The sequence below is a fragment of the Arthrobacter monumenti genome (assembly GCF_054511255.1).
This window is the reverse complement of record NZ_JBTNCY010000018.1, coordinates 16633-38675: the sequence shown is the minus strand read 5'-3', so window position 1 is coordinate 38675 and position 22043 is coordinate 16633. Positions and strand designations below refer to the sequence as shown.

18 protein-coding genes and 1 tRNA gene are annotated in these 22043 nt (G+C 63.4%); 8 read left to right on the top strand and 11 right to left on the bottom strand.

The genetic code is table 11. The features are described 5' to 3' along the window. Positions 1-260: 260 nt before the first annotated feature. Positions 261-620, bottom strand: coding sequence for a sterol carrier family protein (locus ACX80B_RS18290; protein WP_459298820.1), 360 nt, complete (start codon positions 618-620; stop codon positions 261-263). A 7-nt stretch (positions 621-627) separates the two neighbouring features. After that, complete coding sequence (locus ACX80B_RS18285; protein WP_459298818.1) at positions 628-1632, bottom strand: asparaginase; 1005 nt, start codon at positions 1630-1632, stop codon at positions 628-630. 139 nt (positions 1633-1771) lie between these two features. On the opposite strand from ACX80B_RS18285, the gene purD reads away from it, so the two are divergent. Then, entirely contained in the window at positions 1772-3085 is a 1314-nt protein-coding gene (gene purD / locus ACX80B_RS18280) for a phosphoribosylamine--glycine ligase (RefSeq protein WP_459298816.1), read from the top strand. Then, the gene (locus ACX80B_RS18275; RefSeq protein ID WP_459298814.1) at positions 3085-4053 is read left to right on the top strand and encodes a phosphoribosylaminoimidazolesuccinocarboxamide synthase; all 969 of its coding nucleotides are present in this window, start codon (positions 3085-3087) and stop codon (positions 4051-4053) included. The genes purD and ACX80B_RS18275 overlap by 1 nt, the downstream gene beginning before the upstream one ends. Before the next feature lie 90 nt (positions 4054-4143). On the opposite strand, the gene ACX80B_RS18270 is transcribed toward ACX80B_RS18275, so the two are convergent. Then, complete coding sequence (locus tag ACX80B_RS18270) at positions 4144-6261, bottom strand: acyltransferase family protein (RefSeq protein WP_459298812.1); 2118 nt, start codon at positions 6259-6261, stop codon at positions 4144-4146. Positions 6262-6448: 187 nt separating this feature from the next. Between ACX80B_RS18270 and ACX80B_RS18265 the strand changes: the two genes are divergently transcribed. Together ACX80B_RS18265 and ACX80B_RS18260 are read left to right on the top strand one after the other, a co-directional pair. Continuing rightward, the gene (locus tag ACX80B_RS18265; RefSeq protein WP_459298810.1) at positions 6449-7027 is read left to right on the top strand and encodes a GNAT family N-acetyltransferase; all 579 of its coding nucleotides are present in this window, start codon (positions 6449-6451) and stop codon (positions 7025-7027) included. 171 nt (positions 7028-7198) lie between these two features. Then, positions 7199-8851 (top strand): ABC-F family ATP-binding cassette domain-containing protein, encoded by a 1653-nt coding sequence (locus tag ACX80B_RS18260; RefSeq protein WP_459298808.1) that lies wholly within the window; start codon positions 7199-7201, stop codon positions 8849-8851. A 6-nt stretch (positions 8852-8857) separates the two neighbouring features. Here ACX80B_RS18260 and ACX80B_RS18255 read toward each other — a convergent pair whose 3' ends face one another. From ACX80B_RS18255 to ACX80B_RS18225, 7 genes are all read right to left on the bottom strand, one after another. Continuing rightward, positions 8858-9256, bottom strand: coding sequence for a universal stress protein (locus ACX80B_RS18255; RefSeq protein WP_459298806.1), 399 nt, complete (start codon positions 9254-9256; stop codon positions 8858-8860). A 45-nt stretch (positions 9257-9301) separates the two neighbouring features. Beyond that, on the bottom strand, positions 9302-10708 hold the full coding sequence (locus tag ACX80B_RS18250) for an APC family permease (RefSeq protein ID WP_459298804.1): 1407 nt from the start codon (positions 10706-10708) through the stop codon (positions 9302-9304). Between the two features lie 271 nt (positions 10709-10979). Further along, positions 10980-11056, bottom strand: a tRNA-Pro gene (locus ACX80B_RS18245). Positions 11057-11139: 83 nt separating this feature from the next. Beyond that, positions 11140-12948, bottom strand: a complete 1809-nt coding sequence (locus ACX80B_RS18240; protein ID WP_459298802.1) for an ABC transporter ATP-binding protein — start codon at positions 12946-12948, stop codon at positions 11140-11142. Next, entirely contained in the window at positions 12945-14738 is a 1794-nt protein-coding gene (locus tag ACX80B_RS18235) for an ABC transporter ATP-binding protein (protein ID WP_459298800.1), read from the bottom strand. Before ACX80B_RS18235 ends, ACX80B_RS18240 begins: the two co-directional genes overlap by 4 nt. 110 nt (positions 14739-14848) lie before the next feature. Continuing rightward, complete coding sequence (locus ACX80B_RS18230) at positions 14849-15784, bottom strand: metallophosphoesterase (protein ID WP_459298798.1); 936 nt, start codon at positions 15782-15784, stop codon at positions 14849-14851. Positions 15785-15794: 10 nt separating this feature from the next. Then, on the bottom strand, positions 15795-18311 hold the full coding sequence (locus tag ACX80B_RS18225) for a transglycosylase domain-containing protein (protein ID WP_459298796.1): 2517 nt from the start codon (positions 18309-18311) through the stop codon (positions 15795-15797). Positions 18312-18348: 37 nt separating this feature from the next. On the opposite strand from ACX80B_RS18225, the gene ACX80B_RS18220 reads away from it, so the two are divergent. The 3 genes from ACX80B_RS18220 (at position 18349) to ACX80B_RS18210 (ending at position 19928) form a co-directional block, all read left to right on the top strand. Continuing rightward, the gene (locus tag ACX80B_RS18220; RefSeq protein ID WP_081744613.1) at positions 18349-18504 is read left to right on the top strand and encodes a DUF4177 domain-containing protein; all 156 of its coding nucleotides are present in this window, start codon (positions 18349-18351) and stop codon (positions 18502-18504) included. Between the two features lie 94 nt (positions 18505-18598). Continuing rightward, positions 18599-19030, top strand: coding sequence for a RidA family protein (locus ACX80B_RS18215; protein ID WP_459298824.1), 432 nt, complete (start codon positions 18599-18601; stop codon positions 19028-19030). Then, positions 19014-19928: an NUDIX hydrolase gene (locus tag ACX80B_RS18210; protein ID WP_459298793.1), complete on the top strand. Its 915-nt coding sequence runs from the start codon at positions 19014-19016 to the stop codon at positions 19926-19928. The genes ACX80B_RS18215 and ACX80B_RS18210 overlap by 17 nt, the downstream gene beginning before the upstream one ends. Here the strand turns inward: ACX80B_RS18210 and ACX80B_RS18205 are convergent. Then, positions 19925-20602 carry a Crp/Fnr family transcriptional regulator gene (locus ACX80B_RS18205; RefSeq protein ID WP_026534199.1) on the bottom strand — a complete coding sequence of 226 codons (678 nt, stop codon included), beginning with the start codon at positions 20600-20602 and terminating at the stop codon, positions 19925-19927. The genes ACX80B_RS18210 and ACX80B_RS18205 overlap by 4 nt on opposite strands. A gap of 245 nt (positions 20603-20847) precedes the next feature. Between ACX80B_RS18205 and ACX80B_RS18200 the strand changes: the two genes are divergently transcribed. Next, on the top strand, positions 20848-22032 hold the full coding sequence (locus ACX80B_RS18200; RefSeq protein ID WP_459298791.1) for a MarP family serine protease: 1185 nt from the start codon (positions 20848-20850) through the stop codon (positions 22030-22032). Positions 22033-22043: the final 11 nt, after the last annotated feature.

The window sequence follows — 22043 nt, the reverse complement described above, 5'->3', positions numbered from 1 at the left end:
TTTCTTGTACTCACGATTTCAAATCGTGAACGATGTCCCGAGACATCCATCGCTGCCACGACGGGGAACGATGTCCCGAGTCTTCAGATGAAGGATCAGTCCGCCCGGTCGGGACCGGATTCTGACGTCGTTCACGGTCGGAACGATGTCCCAGGACATAGGTGAACGATGTCTTGAGTCCACACATGGCCTGGAATTACCCGCCCGCTCCCGAGGGCCCCTGCACAGTTCCGTGCAACAACAAACCCCGCCGGGCGCGGTTACAGGAGCGGCAGGTGCTCACTGAGGTCGGCCCGCGAGCCGGAAGCGGCCAGCTTTGCCTGGCTTACGGCGTCCGCCCAGTCCAAGGTTCCGCTCACCAGTTCCAGCCAAGTGACGCCGTCGCACTCAATCACGTTTGGGGGAGTGCCGCGGGTATGGCGGGGACCCTCAACGCATTGGGTAACGCCGAAGGGAGGCACACGCACCTCCACGCTGTTGCCGGGCGCCCGGGAAGTCAGTTCCTCGAGGCTGAAGCGCACCGCGGTGGCGATCGTGTTCCGGCTGGTGTTGCCGTCCTTCCACGCCGCCAGCGCCGCCTCGCCGTCCGAAACCGGGACGCGCCGTCGTGGTGTTGCCATCAGCCGCTTAGTCCAGCAGTGCGGTGACGGTGGAGGAGAGGCGGACCCTGCCGACCGGTTCGCCGCGGCCATAGGTAACCGGAACAACCTTTTCCAGCACCGGCGCAACCTTGTCCGGCTCGATGGCTCCGGCGGCGGCAAGCAGAGTCAGGGCAACCAGCGAGGTGGCACGTTCGGCGCCGTCGAGCATCTTCACCGCGACGGACACGCCCTTATCGGTGCCCATCACCATCACGCCTTCAGCGCCGGTCTTGGCGATGATGCCGAGCTGATCCATCACCACGGAGTTCGATTCGCCGCGGCCGTGCACCGCCCACGGATAATCGAGCATCGCCGTCGCCACCGTCGCAGCCCGGGCATCGGAGGACTTGCTGCCCGGGGCCTTTGCCAGTTTGGAAATCCCGCGGGCCAGGCCGGTCAGGGTCACCGCCGGCGCTGGAGCCCCGCAGCCGTCGACGCCCAGATGCGCAATGCGCTCGCCGGTGTAGTCCTCGATGACCTCGACAACGCGCTTCTGCATCGGGTGATCGCGGTCCAGGTACGACTCGAGGTCCCAGCCGTTCTCGACGCAGGCCCATAGGAAGCCCGCATGCTTGCCGGAGCAGTTCATCGCCGGACGGACCCGGCCGCGCTCGGTCCGGACCAGCCAGTTGCGCGCTTCTTCATCCTTCGGCCAGTCGGCGGGGCAGCGGAGTTGCCCGGCGTTCAGCCCGGCCGCTTTCAGCATCCCCTGGACCACGTCCATGTGCTCGTGCGAACCGACATGGCTGGCCGAAGCGAGTGCCACCTGGACGCCGCGCAGCGGCACGCCGGACTGCAGCGTGGCGATGGCCTGGAAAGGCTTCAGTGAGGACCGCGGGTAGACCGGAGCATTGACATCGCCTAGTTCCGTGACCACATTGCCGTCTGCAGCCATGACCACCGCGGAGCCGATATGGCGGGATTCGATGAAGCCGCTGCGTTCAACGACGGCGAGTTCGGCGGCGTTATTGGACGTGAAGGTCTCAGGCATCTGCTGCTTTCCTTAGCGGTGGGTATTGGTCCAGAGTACCGCGCGCTCCGCGACAAGTTCGGGACGAGTCCGCAACAAGTCCGCAACTAGTTCGGAACAAGTTCGGATCCGGACGCCATCGACCGCTACGCTTGGTGCTGTGAAGGTTCTTGTCATCGGCCCCGGTGGCCGCGAACACGCCATTGTCCGTTCCCTTCTAGCCGACCCATATGTCCGTGAGGTCCACGCCGCTCCCGGTAACGCCGGGATCGCGGAGCTGGTTCCCACGCATGAGGTCGCTGCGGAGGACCCCGCCGCCGTCACGGAGCTGGCCCGGCGGCTCGGTTCCGACCTGGTGGTGATCGGTCCGGAGGCGCCGCTCGTTGCCGGTGTTTCCGACGCCCTGCGCGAGGCCGGAATCGCCGTTTTCGGTCCCAGCAAGGCAGCCGCCGAACTCGAAGGTTCGAAGGCGTTCGCCAAGCAGATCATGGCCGCAGCCAACGTTCCGACCGCCATGTGCCGGGTCGCGACGACGACGGCAGAGGTGGCGGAGGCGCTGGACGCCTTCGGGGCTCCCTACGTGGTCAAGGACGATGGGCTCGCGGCCGGCAAGGGCGTCGTCGTCACCTCCGACCGCGATGAGGCACTGACCCACGCGCAGACCTGTTTCGATGCGGGCGGTTCGGTGGTCATCGAGGAGTTCCTTGAGGGCCCCGAGGTCTCGCTGTTCGTCATCTCCGACGGACGCAGAGCCATCCCGCTGGTCCCTGCCCAGGATTTCAAAAGGATTTACGACGACGACGCCGGCCCCAACACCGGTGGCATGGGCGCCTACACGCCGCTCAACTGGGCACCGCCGAGTCTGGTCGATGAAGTCATGGCCCGCGTCGCGCAGCCAACGATCGACGAAATGGCCGGCCGCGGCACGCCGTTTGTAGGTGTTCTCTTTTGCGGATTGGCGCTGACCTCCCGTGGTGTGCGCGTGATCGAATTCAATGTCCGCTTCGGGGATCCGGAAACCCAGGCCGTCCTCGCCCGCCTGAAGACTCCGCTGGGCCGCCTGCTGCTCCATGCAGCCAAGGGCGAATTGGACACCGACGAGCAGCTGACGTGGTCCTCCAAGAGCGCCGTCGCCGTCGTCGTCGCTGCTGAAAACTATCCCGAAAGCCCGCGCAAGGGCGACCCGATCGGCGGGCTCGGTGAGGTGGACGCGCTGGAAGGCGTGCACGTGATCCACGCGGGTACCAAGCTTGAGGATGACCGGATTGTCAGCGCCGGCGGACGCGTGTTGTCCGTCGTGGCCCTCGGCAAGACTCTGGAGGAAGCCCGGGACAGGGCGTACGACGGCGTTGGCCGGATTTCGCTTGTGGGTTCCCAGCATCGCACCGACATAGGGGCCAAGGCCGCCCGCGGTGAGATCCTGGTGCCGCCGTTGCGCACCGGGGCCGTTCCCGTCGTCGGGGCACAGCCCTAATGCCGCTGGAACTGCCCGGGTGGACCCACGTCTACTCCGGCAAGGTCCGCGATCTCTACGTGCCAACTTCCTCCGCGGATCAGCCCGCCGGCAGCGCCCCGTCAGCAGGCGGCGCCCCATCAGCCGGCAGCGGCGGCCGTTCGGCGGCCGGCGATGACGGCTCAACCGTCCTGGTCGTCGCGAGCGACCGGATCAGCGCCTACGATCACGTGCTTGCGTCCGAGATCCCCGACAAGGGCCGCGTCCTGACACAGCTGAGCCTCTGGTGGTTTGAGCAGCTCGAAGGCATTGCCAACCACGTCGTCTCCGCAGGAGTGGCCGGGGGAGTTCCGGCCGAGGTCGAAGGCCGGGCAATGATATGCAAAAAGCTGGACATGTTCCCGGTTGAATGCATCGCCCGCGGGTACCTGACAGGGTCCGGACTCCTCGAGTACCGGCAGTCACAAACCGTTTGCGGACTTCCGCTGCCGGCTGGCCTGGTCGATGGGTCCCGGCTGGAGGAACCGATCTTCACGCCATCGGCCAAGGCGGAAGTCGGCGAGCACGACGAGAATATCGATTTTGAATCCGTCGTCTCCACCGTTGGCGCGGACGCCGCGGCTGAGCTGCGCTCGCTGACCCTCGATATCTACCGCCGGGCGGAGGCCATAGCCCGCGAGCGCGGCATCATCCTTGCGGACACGAAGGTCGAATTCGGAAAAGATCCGGCCACCGGTGCAATCACGCTGGGGGACGAAGTCCTGACCCCGGATTCATCACGCTTCTGGGACGCCACAACCTGGGAGCCAGGCAAGCCTCAACCGAGCTTCGACAAGCAGTACGTCCGCGACTGGTTGACCTCGCCTGCGTCGGGTTGGGACCGCTCGTCGGAGGTGCCGCCGCCGGCACTCCCGGATGACGTCGTCGAACGCACCCGCGCCCGCTACATCGAGGCTTACGAGCGGATTACCGGACGCACCTTCGCCTGATACCCTCGCCCGACACCTTCGCCTGACAAGCGTTCGCCTGACACCGCGCAAGTCCTGGCAGCGCGCAGGCCCGGCAACCCGCCGGCCAAATCAGCGCTGCAGCGCTTCCTCGATCGGCTTGGCCATATAAGGCGCCATGGTTTTCGCGTACGTCGCCGTCAAGTGTGAGGCATCCGAGTACGTGATGATTCCGCCATTGACGGCGCGGCAGCGGTCCGGCGCGCAGATCAGGTGGTCGAAGCTCTGGTAGTCGATGTTGTTCCTGTCGATGTTCTTAATCGCCTGCACCAGCGGATCTGCGACCTTCCAGTCACTGGGGGATCCTGAGCAGACTGTATGATCGTCGGGATTTTTCGCCACACATTCCGGTATGTCGGTTCCCGGGTAAGTCGGATCCTTGATCGCCAACACGTTGGTGCCCGCGTCGGCCCAACGCTTCAGGTAGCTCTCGTAGCCCTCGACGGCGGCAGGGCCGGAATCATTGAGGCTATGGCCCACTATCGGTGAAGATTGCCGCTCAGAGGTGATCACCAGGTCGTACTTGTCGCCCTTGGTTTGTTCCTGTGCCCATTGGCCCCATTCGTAGCAGTCCTGCGACTTCTTCTCAGTGTCGAACTGCTGCCTGGCGTCCGTGGCCGTGCACCGGGAGATGATGTACGTGTCGATGGTCCAGTTCTTTTCTTTGGCCAATTCACGCAGTGCCGGCAGCCAGTGACGGGCATGCGAGTTGCCCACCAGCGCGATCTCCTTGTCTCCGGAGCCGAAGCTGCAGGACAACTTCTCGTCGTAGCTCCGCTCAGGAAAACAACGTGCGACGTCGATGTCGGCTTTGTCCTTCTTCGCCAACTCGGGGTCGGGAACCACCTTGGTGTCCTTGTCGACCGGGCATTCAGCCGGTCCCTTCACAAGGGCAGCAGCCCCCAGACAGGGGTCGTCTCCCTCTTGCACGGCAGCCAGTTCCTCCGCAGCCATCTCATTGCGGACCTCAGCCTCGGTCCACTGCAGCGAACCCAGGACGACGACGACCATCATCCCGACGGCGGCGAACTGGAAGCTGGAACGCACCGGCGCGTGCGGTTTGGCGAACCGGAACCGATCTTCGACGTGGACCTTGCTGATGCCGGCCAGCACCAGGGTGGCCACGATGATCGCGGCTTTGTCCAGCATGCCAAGACTTCCGTTGCTGACGAAGGGCACCAAAACAATCAGCGGCCAGTGCCATAGGTAGACGGAGTAGGATACGTCTCCGAGCCACTGGACGTGCCGGTGCTTCAAAAGGGCGGTTGGCGAGAGCGGGTGACGGGTGTCAGCCAGGAGGATGACGGCGGTTCCGACGACAGGCAACAGCGCTGCCGCACCGGGGAACGGCGTCGAACCCGTGTACCAGTATGCAGCGGAGAATACCGCGGCAATTCCCGCCCAGGCCAGAATCGCTGCCAGCTTGCCATCCGGATTGCGCGATCCCACGGTGGTGAAGGTCGCTGCCAGTCCACCGAGGCCCAGTTCCCAAATCCGTGTCGGCGTTATGAAGTAGGCGGCAGCCGGCTCGACGGCTGTCACCCAGATCGATATGGCGAGGGAGGCGAGTACGACGGCGGCAATGGCCGTGCGTGCCAAGCGGATAGTGGCGCGGTCGGCAGCCTCGCTGTTTATGGAAATGCCACGGCGGACGAGGCGCCGGGACACGAGCCAGGCGACGGCGAGAATCAGCAGCGGCCAAACCAGATAGAACTGTTCCTCGACCGAAAGCGACCAGAAATGCTGGACGGGGCTGTCGACGGCGTCCCCTGCCATGTAATCGACTGATCCCGCCGCCAACACCCAGTTCTGAACGTACAGGGCGGAGGCGATGATCTGCTTGGCCGTCTCAATCCACATGGTGCCAGGCGCGACAAGCCTGACGGCCACCGCCGTCACTGTCAGCACCACCAAGGCCGCTGGCAGCAACCGGCGGAGCCTGCGCGCCCAGAACTTCCAGAGGTCGTGGGCCTTGCGGGGCGGCTTCTTCAACAAATGCGATGTGATCAGGTAGCCGGAGATCACCAGGAACACATCGACGCCGATGTATCCGCCACTGATCGTGCCTGGCCATAAGTGAAACAGCACGACCAAGGCTACGGCGAGTGCACGGAGCCCTTGAATATCCTTCCGCAGTGGTGATGGTGAAGATTCCCGTTGGCGGGCGGGTACTTCCGCACTGGCGGTCATGGGAGTGTGATCCTCCGGGGATAGTTCAGGCCGTTATCAAATCTCCCTCAACGTTACCTTACCGTTACCAAATGGTCGAAGCCGGCCGGTCCGTCAGAGCCGGTCCGTCAGAGCCGGTCCGTCAGAGCCGGTCCGTCAGAGGACGTGGGGCATTGTCCCTGCCGGAGGTTGGTGGCAAGGTAAGTCCATGGCGATCGAGGTGCGTGGTGCAACGGTTTTCGATGATGTGAGGGCCGTGCTCGGCCCCAAACGTGCGGATGCGAATGTCTGTTGGTGCCTCAGCTACCGCATTCCCTCGAAAGACAACATCGCTTTACTGGGGCAGGACCGCGGGGAACTCGTGGAGCGCATGTGCCGGCAGGATCCGCCGCCGGGAGTGCTCGCCTATGAAGGCGACGAGCCGGTTGGCTGGGCAGCCGTGCATCCACGCGCGGATACGGCTTTTGCCAACAGCCGAAAGATTCCGCACGTTGACGACGTCGACGTGTGGTCCGTGTGGTGCGTCCGGGTCCGGCCGGGGCACCGCGGCAAGGGTATTTCACATCATCTGCTCGAGGGCGCCGTCGAATTTGCCCGCGGGTATGGCGCTCCCGCGGTCGAAGGCTACCCCGTCGACAACAACGGTCAGAAGGTTGAGCACACGATGGCCTACGTCGGCACCCGCCTGCTCTTTGAACGGGCCGGATTCGCTAAAGCGGCTGACACCGGTTCGGTACTGAACGGCTTTCCCCGCGTCCTCATGCGGCTTGAGCTGGGCCAGCACTGAGCAGCATCCTCGGCTGCCGCAGCAGATCCGGGTAAGCCCATGTCCCCCGGGCTTACGTCCATCTAGCTGTGGACGGATCGGAAATTCCGCATTACAGTGGCGCCATGAAGATTTCCTGCTCGTAACTCAAGCACGCCCATTTGGGACCGCTTTTACCTGCAAGGATCTTCCATGCCCGCTTCGGTGGCCATTTCCCGTCTTGACGCCTCTTTCGGCGCACGTACTCTCTTTTCCGGCCTGGACCTGGTGCTCGCTCCCGGCGCCGTCGTTGCCGTCGTCGGTCCCAACGGGGCCGGCAAATCCACCCTGATGCGGATGATCGCCGGACAGGCAACAGCCAGCGAGGGGTCCATCCGTTTTGCGCCCGCGGACGCCACGGTCGGCTACCTTCCCCAGACACTACCCGACGGCGGTGAGACCCTGCTGGCGTATGCCCGGCGGCGTACCGGGCTGGCGGCCGCAGACGTCGAACTTGAACTGGCTACGCAGGCGCTCGCGGAACAGAGACCCGGCAGCGATGACCAATACTCGGAGGCCTTCGCCAGATGGCTCGCGCTCGGCGCAGCGGATCTGGAGGACAGGTTGCCCGAGGTGGCGGCCAAAGCGGGTCTGCAGGTGGATCCGGCGCGTCCGCTCGGTACGCTTTCGGGCGGGCAGGCGGCACGCGCCTCACTCGTGACGGTGCTGCTGAGCCAGTATGACGTGCTGCTCCTGGATGAGCCGACGAACAATCTCGATGCTGCCGGATTGCGGCTGATGGAGGGGTTCATCCGCTCTTGCCAGGCTCCGGTCATGATCGCCAGCCATGACCGTGCGTTGCTCGACCTGGTCGCGACCTCCGTGCTGGAACTCGACATCATGCAGCAGCGGGTCGGCCACTACCCCGGCGGTTACAGCGACTATGTGGAGGCCCGAAATCTGGTCCGTCGCCATGCCTGGGAGGAGTACGGGCAGTACGCGCAGAACCGCGACGCCTTGCAGGAGCAGGTCCGGCGCCGGGCGGAGTGGGCAGCCAAAGGCGCACGGGCTGCGGCCAAATCCAAGGAGCCCGACAAACACATCAAACACCGCAAGAGCCAGCGCGCCGATGCGCAGGCGGGACGGGCGGCGAAAGCCCAACGTGCCGTTGAGCGCCTTGACCGTCCGGAGCAGCCGCGGAAGGAATGGCAACTCCGGTACTCGATTGCCGAAGCTGCGCCCTCGGCGGACCTGGCGTTGGGATTGAGCGGAGCGGTCGTCAAGAAGGGGCATTTCACGCTGGGGCCGGTCGATGTGGAGATCGGTTCCGGAGATCGGATAGCCCTGACCGGAAACAACGGCAGCGGCAAAACGACGCTGATCCAGGCACTCCTGGGCGAGGTTGCACTCGACGACGGCCGCCGGGCTGTGGGCACAAAGGTATCGATGGGCGTCGTCGACCAGGAGCGCTCGCTGGTGTCCGGACCGCAGCCGCTTGCCGACGTCGTCAGCCGGCTTTTATCAGCGGGTGCGGACTCGTCGACGACGCCGGAGCCCGCTGAAATCAGGACGCTGCTGGCGAAGTTCGGGCTCGGCGAAGAACACGTCGGCCGTGCCTGCGGCAGCCTGTCGATGGGGGAGCGGACGAGGGCAATGCTCGCCGTGCTGCAAGCCCGGGCGGTCAACTTTCTGGTCCTCGACGAACCGACCAATCATCTCGACGTGGAGGCGATTGAGCAGCTCGAAAAGGCGCTCTCGGTCTTTGGCGGAACATTACTGCTGGTCAGCCACGACCGGGCGTTGCTGGAAGGGGTGGGTGTCACCCGCTGGTGGGAAATGGAGGCGGGCCGGGTGGAACAACGATGACCTGGGTCAGGAGTAAACCGCTTTCACCGCCAGCACCGGGCAGGGTGCCTCGAGCAGGATGCGCTGCGATGTACTGCCCATGATCAGCTTGCCCACCGGCGTCCGCTTCCGCAGGCCGATGACTATGAGCTCGGCCTTGTATTCCTCAGCTGCATGGAGGACTTCCTCGGCAGCATCAACGTCGCCGTGCTTCTGAAGTATGGAGTGTTCGACGCCGCTGCTCTCCAGCTTCTCCTTGAGCGCGGCCGCGCCACCGGCGTCGACGTGGTGCCGGTCCGGATAACCTCCGCTCCGTGAGGAATTGACCACGATCAACTGCGTACTTTGATCCCGGGCCTCCTCGATGGCGCGCTCAAGCGCAGCGGTTCCTTCCGCTGTGGGGATGTAGCCGACGACAACGCTCATATTTCCTCCTGCTGTAGTTCCGGACGTCTCTAGCTCTGCAAGTCTTTAGTTCTGCATATCCTCAGGGTGACGGAAACGGGTCTTCTTGGCGCGGACGCCCCGGTTCCAGAACCAGGTCAGCATCCACAGCACGACGCCGAGCGCCAGCATCACGCCGGCAATCTGGTATTCGATCGGATCCTGCGCCCACGGGCCAACCAGGAAAGCGCACGTAAGCGCTCCGATGTAGGGCAGCACTGTCGGCGCCTTGAAGTGGTCGCGGTCGACCGGACGGCGCCGCAGCACGATGGCCGCAATGTTGACGACGGTGAAGACGCCCAGCAGCAGCAGCGCCGTCGTGCCGCCCAGTGCGCTCACGGTGTCCGCACCCATGAAGTTCGTGACGGTAATGATCAGTGCGAATGCGATGAGTGTCGTGAAGATAATGGCTGTCCACGGTGAACGCCGTTGTTTCAGGACCTTGCCGAGTGAACGGGGAAGAACGTCCTGCCGTGCCATACCGTAGATCAGCCGGCTCGCCATCATCATGTTGATCAGGGCGGTATTCGCGACCGCAAACATGGACATGAACGGATAGATGGCGTCGATCGGGATGTTGGGAGCGCCGACCTGGACGACCTCAAGCAACGGCGTCGCGCTCTCCGAGAGCCTTCCGATGGGAACGATGGCGACGGCGGCAATCGAGACCAAAACATACACCAGGGCGGTGATACTCAGACCGGTCAGCATCACCTTTGGGAACGTCTTGACCGGGTTATGGGTTTCCTCCGCCATGTTGACCGAGTCCTCGAATCCGACCATCGAGAAGAACGCGAGGGATGTCGCGGCCGTGAGGGCGAGGAACACGGATTTGTCGCCGGACGTCTCGAATACCATCACCCGGCTGAAGTCCACGTTGCCCTGGCTCATCGCCCAGAATCCGACGAGGATGACGATCAACAGTCCGGTCAGCTCGATCAGGGTCAGTACGACGTTGACCTTCAGGCTCTCGCCCACACCGCGGAGGTTAACGACGGCCAGCAGCCCAAGGAAAACCACGGCGATCAGGGTGACGCCGGTCTGGCCCCAGTCCAGGTTGAAGCCGACAATGAAGTTTTCGGCCAGGAATTTCGACGCCGTAGAGGCTGAGGTAATGCCCGAACTCAGCACGGCAAAGGTAACCAGGAAGGTGATGAAATGTATGCCGAAAGCCTTGTGCGTATATAGGGCAGCACCGGCCGCTTGAGGGTACTTGGTCACCAGTTCGAGGTAGGAAAAGGCGGTAACGGTGGCGACGGCAAAGGCGAGCAGTACCGGGGCCCACGCTGCACCGCCAACCTCGCCCGCGACGTCGCCGGTCAGCGCGTATACGCCGGTGCCGAGGATGTCCCCGACGATAAACAGAAGGAGGAGCTTGAACCCCAGAGCCTTCTTGAGCTCCGGTTGTTGTTCGGTCTCTGTGGAACTGCTCATCGAAGAACTCCGTCCAGCTATTTATTCCATGACAAACATGGCGCATGATCAGGGGGCGGCAATCAGGCTATCACCGACTGCTGTCCGTTAGCGGCGTCTCATCATGGCGTCAGACTACCACCGGCGAATCAGCAAGAACATGGTTCACTCCGCCCGCGTTTTTGGCCCGGCCTGGCCCGGACATGCAAAAAGAGATGGCACCGATTTGACCGGTACCATCTCTTATCCGCTTTGCCTCTCCATCGAACCCATGATTCGACTGAAGCGGCTCTGGTCGGGGTGACAGGATTTGAACCTGCGACCTCGTCGTCCCGAACGACGCGCGCTACCAAGCTGCGCCACACCCCGATCTGGTTGCCGTTAAAGCAACCTCTCAAGAATAGCCGAGATTGCACGCAACTTAAAACTCACCTGCCGCCAGACCCCTGCGGCTACACCAGGGAGTCCTCCCACGCCTGGTTGAGGGCGGCGAATCGTCCCTCGCCGGCGATCAGTTCAGCCGGCGTCCCGTCCTCGACAACTTTGCCGTCATGGACGACCAGCACCCGGTCGGCGATCTTCACCGTGGTCAGCCGGTGGGCAATGATCAGGGACGTACGGCTGCCGAGCAAGGTCTGCAGCCCCCGCTGCACCAGGCGTTCACTCGGAATATCCAGCGAGGAGGTGGCCTCATCCAGGATCAGGACAGCCGGATCTGCCAGGAACGCACGCGCGAACGAAATCAGTTGCCGTTGGCCGGACGAGACGCGGCCGCCGCGCTTGTTCACATCGCTGTCATAACCGTCCGGAAGAGCCTCGATGAACTCGTGCGCTCCCACTGCCTTGGCAGCCTTCTGGATTTGCTCCAGCGAGGCGCCCGGATTGCCCAGAGCGATGTTTTCGGCGACAGTTCCGCTGAACAGGAACGCTTCCTGGGTAACCATGACGACGGCGCGCCGCAGGTCCTCGGAGGAGAGGTCCCGCAAATCGACGCCGTCCAAGGTCAGTCTTCCGGCGGAGACATCGTAGAACCGGGCGATCAGTTTGGCCAGCGTCGACTTGCCGGCGCCGGTCTGGCCGACCAATGCCACAGTCTGGCCTGCGGGGATATCCAAAGTCATTTTCGGCAGCACGACCGGACCGGCTCCGTAACGGAACTCGACGTCGTCGAAATTGATGTTGCCCGTGGCCGCCTTCAGGGGGACCGGGTCCTGTGGTGCACGCACGCTGGGCACTTCCTGCAGGAGTCCGGAAACCTTCTCGAGCGCAGCCGATGCTGACTGGAAGGAGTTGTAGAACATTGCCATCTGGTCGACTGGCTGGAAGAAACGTTTGGTGTAGAGCAGCAGGGCGAGCAGCGCACCCACTTCGAGGCCGCCGTCGAGCACCCTGAAGCCGCCGGCAAGCAGGACGCCGGCCAGCGTGACATTGCCGATCAGCACCAGGCCGGGCTGGAAGATTCCGTTCAGGTTGATGCTGCGGACGGTGACCTTGCGGTAGTCCTCGGCGAGCTCCTCGTAGCGGTCGGCGTTGACCTTTTCGCGGCGGAAGGCCTTGACAGCGCGGATGCCGGTCATGGTTTCGATGAAGTGCACGATCAGCTTGGCGGAGGCGACCCGGGAGGCCCGGTAGGCCAGCTGCGAGCGCTTTTGGTACCAGCGGGTCAGGAACCACATCGGTACGGCGGCGAACAGAATCAACAGGCCGGTCTGCCAGTCGAGCAGGAAAATCGAGATGGCGGTGAAGGTCATGTACATGGCGCCGGAGGCCAGTGAGTTCACGCCATTATCCAGCAATTCGCGCAGTGCCTCGAGATCTGAAGTCTGCCTGGAAATGATGCGGCCGGAGGTGTATTTTTCGTGGAACTCGAGACTAAGCCGCTGGGTATGGCGGAACACCCGGCGGCGCAGATCAAGCAGCATGGTCTGGCTGATCCGTGCGGTCGCATTGATGTAACTGGCGGTCAGCACACCGGTGGCGACGGCCGCCAGGGCATAACCGGCGCCGGCGAGCACGAGCGGAACGTTGTCGCCCTGGCGCAGGGCCGGCAGCGCGTGGTCAATCCCGAAGGCGATGATGGCCGGTCCTGCCACCCGGGCGGCCTGGGACGCGGCAACCAGCAGGATGGTGAGGATGAACTTCACCCGCACCGGACGGATCATCGACCCCAGCAGCCGCAGCGAGCGTTGCCGTACTTCCTTGCTGCGGGCCTTGCCGAGGTTGAAGTTGTCTTCGTCCTCGACGCCGGTAATCGCACTCACGAAAGCGCCTCCTCGGGATCAAGCCCGCTGCTTTCCTCTTCCTCGAGGCTGGTGATGATGTAGCGGTAATGCTCGTTGGTGGCCAGCAACTGCGCGTGCGGCCCGACGGCGGTGATCGCGCCGTGCTGCAGGACGGCCACCCGGTCGGCCGAAGCCACCGTCGAGGAGCGGTGGGCGACGACCAGCGTTGTGGTTGCCGCGAGCACGTCACGCATCCGTTCCTCGACCTGCTCCTCGGTCCGGACATCCAGGGCGGACAACGGGTCGTCGAGCACAAGGACCTTCGGTTTTACGGCGATGGCACGGGCCAGCGCGATGCGCTGCCGCTGACCGCCGGACAGGCTCAGGCCTTCCTCCCCGATCAAGGTATCCACGCCGTCCGGAAGGTCATAGGCAAAGTGGGCCTGCGCGACGTCGATGGCCTCCGTCAAAGCTTCGTCGGTCTGTTCAGCCGCGCCGAGCAGAATATTGTCCCGGACGGAGGAGGAAAAGAGTGTCGTATCTTCGAACGCGACGGCGACCTGCGTGCGGATATCCTTGATGCTGAATTGGCGCAGGTCGGTGCCATCGAGTTTGATGCCGCCGCCGGTCACGTCATAGAGGCGGGGAACCAGCTGCAAGAGCGTGCTCTTGCCCGATCCGGTAATGCCGACCAGGGCCATGGTCTCCCCGGCCCTTAATCGCAGGTTTACGCCATTGAGTAGATCCATGCTGGCCGCCGGCGCGTCCGGATATTTGAAATGCACATTGTCGAATTCGACGTCGCCTGTCAGGTGCTTGACTGGCCGCGGATGTTCCGGATCGGTGATGCGGCTGGTCTCGTCCATCACCTCGAAATGCCGGTCGATCGCGGTCTTGGCCGTCAGGGTCATCGCCATCAGCGGTCCCAGGCTCTCCACCGGCGCTGCCACCACTGCCGCCGTCGCGAAGAAGGCCACTAAGGCTCCGATGCTGAGCTGTTCGTTGGCCACGGAAATCACTCCAACGACGAGCGCCAGACCGAGCGCCAGCTCGGGAATCATGCTGACCACCAGCGAGACAGTGGCGAGCGACCGTGCTTTCCGGATCTCAGTGGCGCGCAATTCCTCGGCCTGTTCGGTGAAGCTGTCCAACGCGTGGCGTCCCCGCCCAAAAGCCTTCAACACGCGGATACCATGCACGGACTCTTCGACGGTGGTGGCGAGGTCGCCGGCCTGGTCCTGGCTCAGCCTGGAAACAACCCGATAGTGCGTCCGGAACTGGAAGCCGTACACCACGATGGGTATCGATGCGGCGAGGAAAATCAGTCCGAGCATCCAGCTGGTTACCAGCATCAACGCGATGCCAATCAGGATGGTCAGTGCGACGACGACCAGCATGATCATGCCGAATGCCAGCCACCGGCGCATCAGGTTCAGATCAGTCATTGCCCTGGACAGAAGCTGGCCGGAACCCCACCGGTCGTGGAACGCCACGGTCATGCTCTGCACGTGGCGGTAGAGGGATACCCGCATCTGGTTCTCGACCGTGGTGGCGGGCGCAATCACAAACTGCCGCCGCAGTGCGATGAAGACAGCTTCCAAAACTCCCAGGCCAAGCACGACGGCGACAGCGGCCCAGACAGCGCCGCCGGCGCCATCGACACGGAGCGATTCGTTGACGAGAACGCGCAGTACCTGAGGGATGGCCAGGGCGACAATGCTGGCACCCAAGGCGGACAGCAAGCCCCACATTAACCGGGGAAGAATGGGTTTGGCGTGCGGGTAGAGCCGTCCGATGGATTCGGTCAAAGAGGTCTGCTGCTGCGGCATTTCATCTTTTCGCTGCTCGTGGTGGTCGCTGGATACCCGGAATCCATCCTAGAGCACAGTGGTTGAGGACCACCGATCGCGCCACGGTGAAAGGCGCAGCCGCAGTTCGTTCAGGCCGGGTTCAGCGTGATCAGTACGGCTTCAGGGCGGCAGGCGAACCGGACCGGAGCGTACTGTGAGGTGCCGATTCCGGCAGAGACATTCAGCCACGAACTCTGCGTGCCATTGAACCAGCGGCTCAGACCGCGGGCGCGCCACGTCGGGAGATCTGAGTTGCTGACCAAGGCCCCGTAGCCCGGAATCCGCAACTGTCCGCCGTGAGTGTGGCCGGCCAGGATCAGCTGCGCGCCTCCGGCTGTGAAGTTGTCGAGCACGCGCTGATACGGAGCATGGGCAACTCCGATGCGGACATGCGGTGCGCCTTGCTGCGAAATAGAACCGGTCGGAAAGCCGACGTATTGGTCGCGGCCCAGATGAGGGTCATCCACACCGCTGAAGTCCATCCGCATCCGGTCGAAAACCATCGACTGGTTACGGTTCGACAGGTTTACCCATCCTGCCTGTCCGAATGCCCGGTGCATGCGTTCGGTGGGCAGCGAGGCAGGCGCCCTGTTGTTTGACCCATTCGAGTTGCGGAACAGGTACGCGGCCGGGTTCTTGAACGTGGGCGCGTAGTAATCATTGGAGCCGGGGACAAAGACCCCGCGGAACTGCAGCAGGGGATTCAACGCCTCAAGCAGCGGATCGAGACCGTTCTTGTGGCCGAGGTTGTCACCGGTGTTGACGATGAGATCCGGCTTGAGGCCAGCCAGTTCCTGCAGCCACTTCGTCTTCGCTCCTTGATTCGGACCCATGTGGATGTCGGAGATATGGAGGATGCGCCGGGGCTCCTGCCCGGGACCCAGGATGTTGACCGACTCTTCGCGGAGCGTAAACCAGTTCCGTTCGATGACGGACGCGTAAAAAAACGCACTGAGGCCGGCGATACCGGCCAACCCGGCTGCTGCCACGGTCCCGAGGGCAACGCCCTTTCCAGCTTCTTCCATATCGGTCATCCTACTGGTCCGGATCTTCGGGGCGTGTCGCCTCGCCGCCGCCTTGGCCCTGGCCGGTGCCTGGCCCCTGACCAGATTCGCCACCGGAGTCACTGTTGCCTGGCGCGGGTTCAGGCTCGGGCGCCGGAGCGGGGGCCGGCGCCGGAGCAGGAGCTGGAGCCGGGGCGGGGGCCGGCGCTGGAGCGGGGGCCGGCGCTGGAGCGGGGGCCGGCGCAGGTGCTGGCGCTGGTGCAGGAGTCGGTGCGGGCGCTGCAGCCGAGGCGCTGGCATCGTCCGTATCCACGCTGTCCGGCGAAATTTCCTGTTCGGTCTGTTGCTCGATCATGTCCTTCGGAGGATTCGGGAACTCTCCGGTCGGGTAGAGGGAAGCAACCTGCTTCATATAGGCCTGCCATGCTTCGCCGGCATAGGTTGCGCCGTCAACGTACTCGTGGGTCTTGCCTGTTCCCAGGAACTCCAGTCCGTCGAGGGACCGGTATTCGTCGGGATTGCCGACCCATGAGGCGGTGGAGATGCCGCGGGTGTAACCGACTGTCCAGGTCTGGACCGAATCGTCGGTCGTTCCCGTCTTCAGCGCGGCCGGAACGTCCGGGTTGAGGTAGTAGCCGGAGCCGCGTTCAACCACTTGCTCCAGAGCGTAGTTGACGCCCTGGGCCACTTCCTGCTTGACCGTGCGTTCACAGTCCTGCTGCGGGATGTTCAGCTTTTCCCCATTGCGGTCGGTGATCGAAACGATGGCGTAGGGCTGGCAGTAGATGCCTCCCGATGAGAAGGTCGCGAAGGATGCGGCCATGGACAGCGGGCTGATGGACTGGCTGCTGCCACCAATCAGCGAAGAGATCTTCAGGTTGCTGATGTCCTCCTGGGTCCGGCCATCGTGCAGACCGGTCGCGTTGGCGATCCCGCTGATGGAGCACAGATCCAGTTCGGATGCCGAGGCCATGGTGGCCGTGTTGATGGACTTGACGATGCCGTCCAGCACGGACATTTTCTTGTAGTAGCCGTCGGAGAAGTTATTCAGATCGGATGTTGGCTCAAACGGGTCGTTCGGATCGTAATAACCGAACGCTTCATAATCCTTGGGAGCACACTTGCCGGCCTTCCATGGGAAGTCGCGTTCGTAGATCCGTTGTGAGGCGTCGACGACGTCGCCCAGGGAGCGGTCATCCGCAAGCCAGGCAGCCAGGGTGTAGGGCTTGTAGGTCGAGCCCACCTGGTAACCGCCGGTGCCACCCATGTCGGCGTCGACATTGAAGTTATAGGCGTTGCTCCACTGGCCCTCGGGTGCCACCAGCTTGGTGTTCTGCGCCATGGACAGGATCTTGCCGGTCCCCGGCTCCACCGAGACCATCGAGGCGCCGATCTTGTCCGGGTTCTGTCCGAGCGGGGCGGTGTCGTTGACCTCGGCCTGGGCAACCTTCTGCAGACGGGGATCGAGCGTCGTCTGGATGGTCAGGCCGCCGCGGAGCAGCAGCTTTTCGCGGTCGTTGAAGTAGTTCTGCCGCGCTACCTGCATTTGCTCGGCCTTTTGAGGATCGCTTTCGATCAGGTCCTGGGTGGGAGGCGGCGGAGCGCCGTGCGAGATGAAGGCGTGTTGCACGTAATCGCAGAAGTACGGCGCCATATTCGCGGCAACGCAGCCGCTGCTGACCGGGGTTACATTGAGTCCCAGGTCCGCGGTGGTGGCCTGCTGGTGCTCTTCTTCGGTGATTTTCCCCTGCCGGAGCATCGCGCTGAGCACCACGTTGCGCCGCTGCTTCGCGATTTCCGGGTTGGCCGTCGGGTCATAGAGGCTCGGTCCGCGGACCATGCCGGCCAGCATGGCGGACTGCTGCAGGTTCAGGTCGGAGGCGGGAATGCCGTAGAAGTACTGCGCGGCTGCTTCAATTCCGTAGGCGTTGGAGTTGAAGAAGACGATGTTGAGGTATCCGGTGAGGATTTCCTTTTTGCTGAAGCGCTTCTCGACGGCGATGGCGAGCTTGGCTTCACGCATCTTGTCGCCGAGGTCCTTGTTGTCCCCGATGAGCAGTTCTTCGTCTTTCTCGGACGCCATGATGGCATTGTTCAAGACGTTATTCACATACTGCTGCGTGATGGTGGAGGCGCCCTGGCGTGCACCACTCATGATGTTGTTGGCCGCGGCGCGCGCGATGCCCTGGACGTCCACGCCACCGTGTTCGTAGAAGCGGGAATCTTCGATGGCGATGATGGCTTCTTCCATCACATCTGCCACTTCACCGAGTTTCACCGGCTTGCGGTTCTCCGCGTAGATGCTCGCGATCTGTGTTCCATCCTTGGCCAACACCCGCGAGGGCTCGGCGAGCGGACCCACCTCCAATTCGGTGGGTAACTCGTCGAAGAACTCGAGGGACTGGCTCGCGGTGACTCCGGTGGCTGCTGCCATCGGGACCAGGAGGCCAGCCGCCAGCACCCCACACAAAGCACTGATCCCCAGAAAACCGAGGATCCGTCCTAGTGTGGAAGCTGTCTCAAAAACGGGAGATTTACGCGCTGCCATGTGTACCACTTTACAAGCCTCAGATAGTGTTTAGCTCATGGCTACATGGGAGTACGCAACAGTACCGCTAATCGTGCATGCAACTAAGCAGATTCTGGACCAATGGGGGGAGGACGGCTGGGAGCTCGTCCAGGTCGTTCCCGGTCCGGAAGGAAGCAATTTGGTTGCCTATATGAAGAGGGAGAAAGGCTGACATGACGCCTTCAAATCCCGACGCCGGATTGCCGGTATCACAGGGAAGCAGCGCTGCCGAGGTAACCTCCGCCGTCGAACGCCGGCTGCTGGATATGGGTATCTCTTTACCGGAGGTGCCAGCCCCCGTGGCCGCCTACGTCCCGGCGGTGGTGAGCGGGAACTATGTGTATACATCCGGCCAATTGCCGTTCGTCAAAGGCGAACTTCCCGCCACCGGCAAAGTCGGCGCCGAGGTCGACCCGGAAACCGCCAAAAAGCTTGCCGCAACGTGCGCGGTGAACGCCCTTGCCGCGGTTAAAACGCAGATTGGAGACCTGGACCGGCTGCGGCGGGTCGTCAAGGTTGTGGGATTTGTCTCCTCCGATCCCGGGTTCACCGGCCAGCCGGCCGTTATTAACGGTGCCTCCGAGCTTCTCGGTGAGGTGCTGGGGGATGCAGGCGTCCACGCACGATCGGCGGTCGGCGTAGCCGTGCTGCCCATGGATGCGCCAGTCGAGGTGGAATTGATTGCCGAGTACGACTAAACGCTGTTTCCCGCTCGCCCCGGATCAGTACGGGGCGGCACAAAGTTGGACGGAACAGGGCGAACGCACACCGCGTAAACCCCGGCTGGCCGCTTCGGTGGCCCTGCTGCGCGACAGTGCGCAGGGTCTTGAAACCTATCTGAGCTACCGGCGGGGAAGTTCACCGCTCGGCACTATCGGGTTCCCCGGTGGCAGCGTGGAACCGGGGGATGACGACGCCGTGGGCTGGCTTGGACCGGCACCCGCCAAGTGGGCGCAGATGATGGGCCTCGACGATCCACAGCTTGCCCGCCGGTATGTGGTGGCCGCGATCCGGGAGACCTTTGAAGAGAGCGGCGTCCTGCTCGCCGGACACGATGCCGGAACCCTGGTGGAGGAAACCCGCGGCGATGACTGGATGCGGGACCGTGAAGCCGTTGCCAGCCAGGAGCAGTCTTTCGCCGGGATCATGCGGCGCCGGGGGCTGTCACTGCGAACCGATCTGATCAAGCCGGTGGCGCATTGGCTGACCCCTTCCTTCGCGCACCGGCGGTTCGACACGCACTACTTCACGGCCGTGGTGCCGGTGAACCAGACAACGTCCGTGCTCTCAAGCAAGGGTGTCTGGGGGCAGTGGATGCCGGCATCGCAGGTCATTGCCGAGCGGGCTGAAACGACGCTGGGCGACGCCGTCGACGTCGAAAACACCAGGGGACTGACTCTTTCCGAACTGACAGTGCCAGCGACCGAGGTGATTCTGGAAAAAATGGCGAAGGCACGGGGATGCATCGCGTACCTCTCGCACAAACGCCCCATCCGGCTGTACCAGCCGGAGCTGGTGGTGCGGGACGGGGCGTTTATGCTCGAAGTCGATATGCCGTCGGCAATGGCCGAGGGCGCTCCTGCAAGGGAACGTTAGCGGGAACGCTGCCGCAGGCGCTGGATGTCGAGAATGACGACGGCGCGTGCCTCAAGCCGCAGCCAGCCCCGCTGGACGAACTCGGCCAGCGCCTTGTTCACCGTCTCGCGGGAGGCGCCCACCAGTTGCGCCAGCTCTTCCTGGGTCAACTCGTGCGCCACGAGGATTCCGTCGGTAGCGGGACGGCCAAACCGGTCGGCGAGGTCCAGCAGTGCCTTGGCCACGCGGCCCGGCACGTCGGAGAAGACCAGGTCGGCCAGTGACTCGTTGGTCCGGCGCAGGCGGCGGGCCAGGGCCTGAAGCAGCTGGGCCGACACTTCCGGGCGGGACTCCAGTACGGTCCGCAGGTTCTCGTTCTTGAGGCCGGCCAGGCGTGTCTCGGAGACGGCGGTGGCGGTCGCGTTGCGGGGACTCGGATCGAAGAGCGCCATTTCACCGAACAGCTCGCCCGGACCCAGGATGGCGATGAGGTTTTCACGTCCGTCCGGGGCCGTGCGGCCGACCTTGATCTTGCCTGAAACGATGAAATACAGCTGGTCGCCCTGGTCGCCTTCGCGGAAGACCGATGCTCCGCGCGAAAGGTCGACTTCGCTCAGTTCATCCGTCAGGGCGGCAAACACGTCGTCGCTTAGGGAAGCGAACAACGGTGCCCGGCGCAGTACCTCGATATCCATGAAATCTCCTGTGTCAGTGTGATGGCTCTACCGCCAGTCTGCCGTATATCCGTCCTGAGTGGCACTTCCCACACGGAACACGTCCCTGTAATCGTGTCGATTCCGGGCGCCCACGTCAACATTTCGCTGCCTGACGGGTCCGGAACCATGTGCCTGCCGTGGACGTTGGAAAAACTGTCAGCGTCGGAGAATACAATCAAGCCAACACTTCGCCGTTGCTTTTCCTACTGTCTGGAGATTAGTCCTTGCCCGGGTTCACCATCCTGGACGTTATCCTCGTCCTGATTTTAATCTCCTACCTGGTGTACGGGTTGCGGGTCGGCTTTGTGGTGAGCCTTGGCGGCATTATCGGCTTTGCCGCAGGTGCGGTGGCTGCATTCCTCGCGATTCCACTGGTCAGCGGATGGGTTCCGGACGAGGGCTGGCGGTTGACGGCGACCATTGCGGTGGCTGTGGTGTTGATCATTGTCGGCAATGCGCTGGGCAGCGCCCTCGGCCACACGGTACGCCGCTGGCTCGATTTCCCGCCCCTGCGGGTGGTCGACCGGCTCCTGGGCGGCATCGTGAATGTGGTCGTGGCCGTCCTGGTGATGTCGATGCTGGCCTTCAGTATCGGCGCCCTGGGTGCCCCGCTGATCTCCCAGCAGCTCTCATCCTCGACAGTCATCAGCACCATCGACCGGTACACGCCGCAGCCGGTGAAAAGTGGAATGGCGCAACTGCGCTCCATTGCCGTCCAGGACGGGATTCCGCAGATCGTCGAGAGCCTGCGTCCGGCGGAACCGGCCCCGGTTCCGGATGCCAGCACAAACACACCGGCCCTGAACCAGGCGTCCCAATCGGTACTGAAGATTTCCGGCACCGCATTCCAATGCGGCCAGAACCAGACGGGTTCCGGCTTTGTGGTGGCTCCGGAAAGGGTCATCACCAACGCCCACGTGGTGGCCGGTGTCCGCCAACCCGTGGTGCAGGTGCCCGATGGCGGAGTACTGCCCGCCCGCGTTGTCCATTTCGACCCGGTCCGCGATCTGGCGGTACTGGCTGTTGACGGACTTGCGGCGGCGCCGTTGCCACTCGGAACAAACCTGAGTGAGGGCGACTTTGCCGCCTTCGCGGGCTACCCATCCGGTGGTCCGCTGGTGACCCAACCCGCAACGGTGCAAAGTGTGTCGACGGTACTGGTGCAGAACATCTACGGCGCGGACCCGACACCACTGGAGCTGTACCAGCTGGCGGCAAACGTCGAGCAGGGCAACTCCGGTGGTCCGCTGCTCGACAGGCAGGGCAACGTGGTTGGAGTGGTCTTCGCCAAGTCGACGGCCGACATCCCGGTTGGCTACGCGTTGACCTTGACCGAGCTCCGGCCGGTGGCCGAGTCCGCGGCCGGCCTGACCGAAACCGTTTCGTCCGGGCAATGTACGCGTAAGTAGCTGCGAATCCG

Excerpts from the sequence above, each read along its gene's own strand:
- ACX80B_RS18290 (WP_459298820.1), bottom strand. The coding sequence starts at position 620 with ATGGCAACACCACGACGGCGCGTCCCGGTTTCGGACGGCGAGGCGGCG.
- ACX80B_RS18285 (WP_459298818.1), bottom strand. The coding sequence starts at position 1,632 with ATGCCTGAGACCTTCACGTCCAATAACGCCGCCGAACTCGCCGTCGTT.
- ACX80B_RS18275 (WP_459298814.1), top strand. The coding sequence starts at position 3,085 with ATGCCGCTGGAACTGCCCGGGTGGACCCACGTCTACTCCGGCAAGGTC.
- ACX80B_RS18270 (WP_459298812.1), bottom strand. The coding sequence starts at position 6,261 with ATGACCGCCAGTGCGGAAGTACCCGCCCGCCAACGGGAATCTTCACCA.
- ACX80B_RS18265 (WP_459298810.1), top strand. The coding sequence starts at position 6,449 with ATGGCGATCGAGGTGCGTGGTGCAACGGTTTTCGATGATGTGAGGGCC.
- ACX80B_RS18260 (WP_459298808.1), top strand. The coding sequence starts at position 7,199 with ATGCCCGCTTCGGTGGCCATTTCCCGTCTTGACGCCTCTTTCGGCGCA.
- ACX80B_RS18255 (WP_459298806.1), bottom strand. The coding sequence starts at position 9,256 with ATGAGCGTTGTCGTCGGCTACATCCCCACAGCGGAAGGAACCGCTGCG.
- ACX80B_RS18250 (WP_459298804.1), bottom strand. The coding sequence starts at position 10,708 with ATGAGCAGTTCCACAGAGACCGAACAACAACCGGAGCTCAAGAAGGCT.
- ACX80B_RS18235 (WP_459298800.1), bottom strand. The coding sequence starts at position 14,738 with ATGCCGCAGCAGCAGACCTCTTTGACCGAATCCATCGGACGGCTCTAC.
- ACX80B_RS18230 (WP_459298798.1), bottom strand. The coding sequence starts at position 15,784 with ATGGAAGAAGCTGGAAAGGGCGTTGCCCTCGGGACCGTGGCAGCAGCC.
- ACX80B_RS18225 (WP_459298796.1), bottom strand. The coding sequence starts at position 18,311 with ATGGCAGCGCGTAAATCTCCCGTTTTTGAGACAGCTTCCACACTAGGA.
- ACX80B_RS18220 (WP_081744613.1), top strand. The coding sequence starts at position 18,349 with ATGGCTACATGGGAGTACGCAACAGTACCGCTAATCGTGCATGCAACT.
- ACX80B_RS18215 (WP_459298824.1), top strand. The coding sequence starts at position 18,599 with ATGGGTATCTCTTTACCGGAGGTGCCAGCCCCCGTGGCCGCCTACGTC.
- ACX80B_RS18205 (WP_026534199.1), bottom strand. The coding sequence starts at position 20,602 with ATGGATATCGAGGTACTGCGCCGGGCACCGTTGTTCGCTTCCCTAAGC.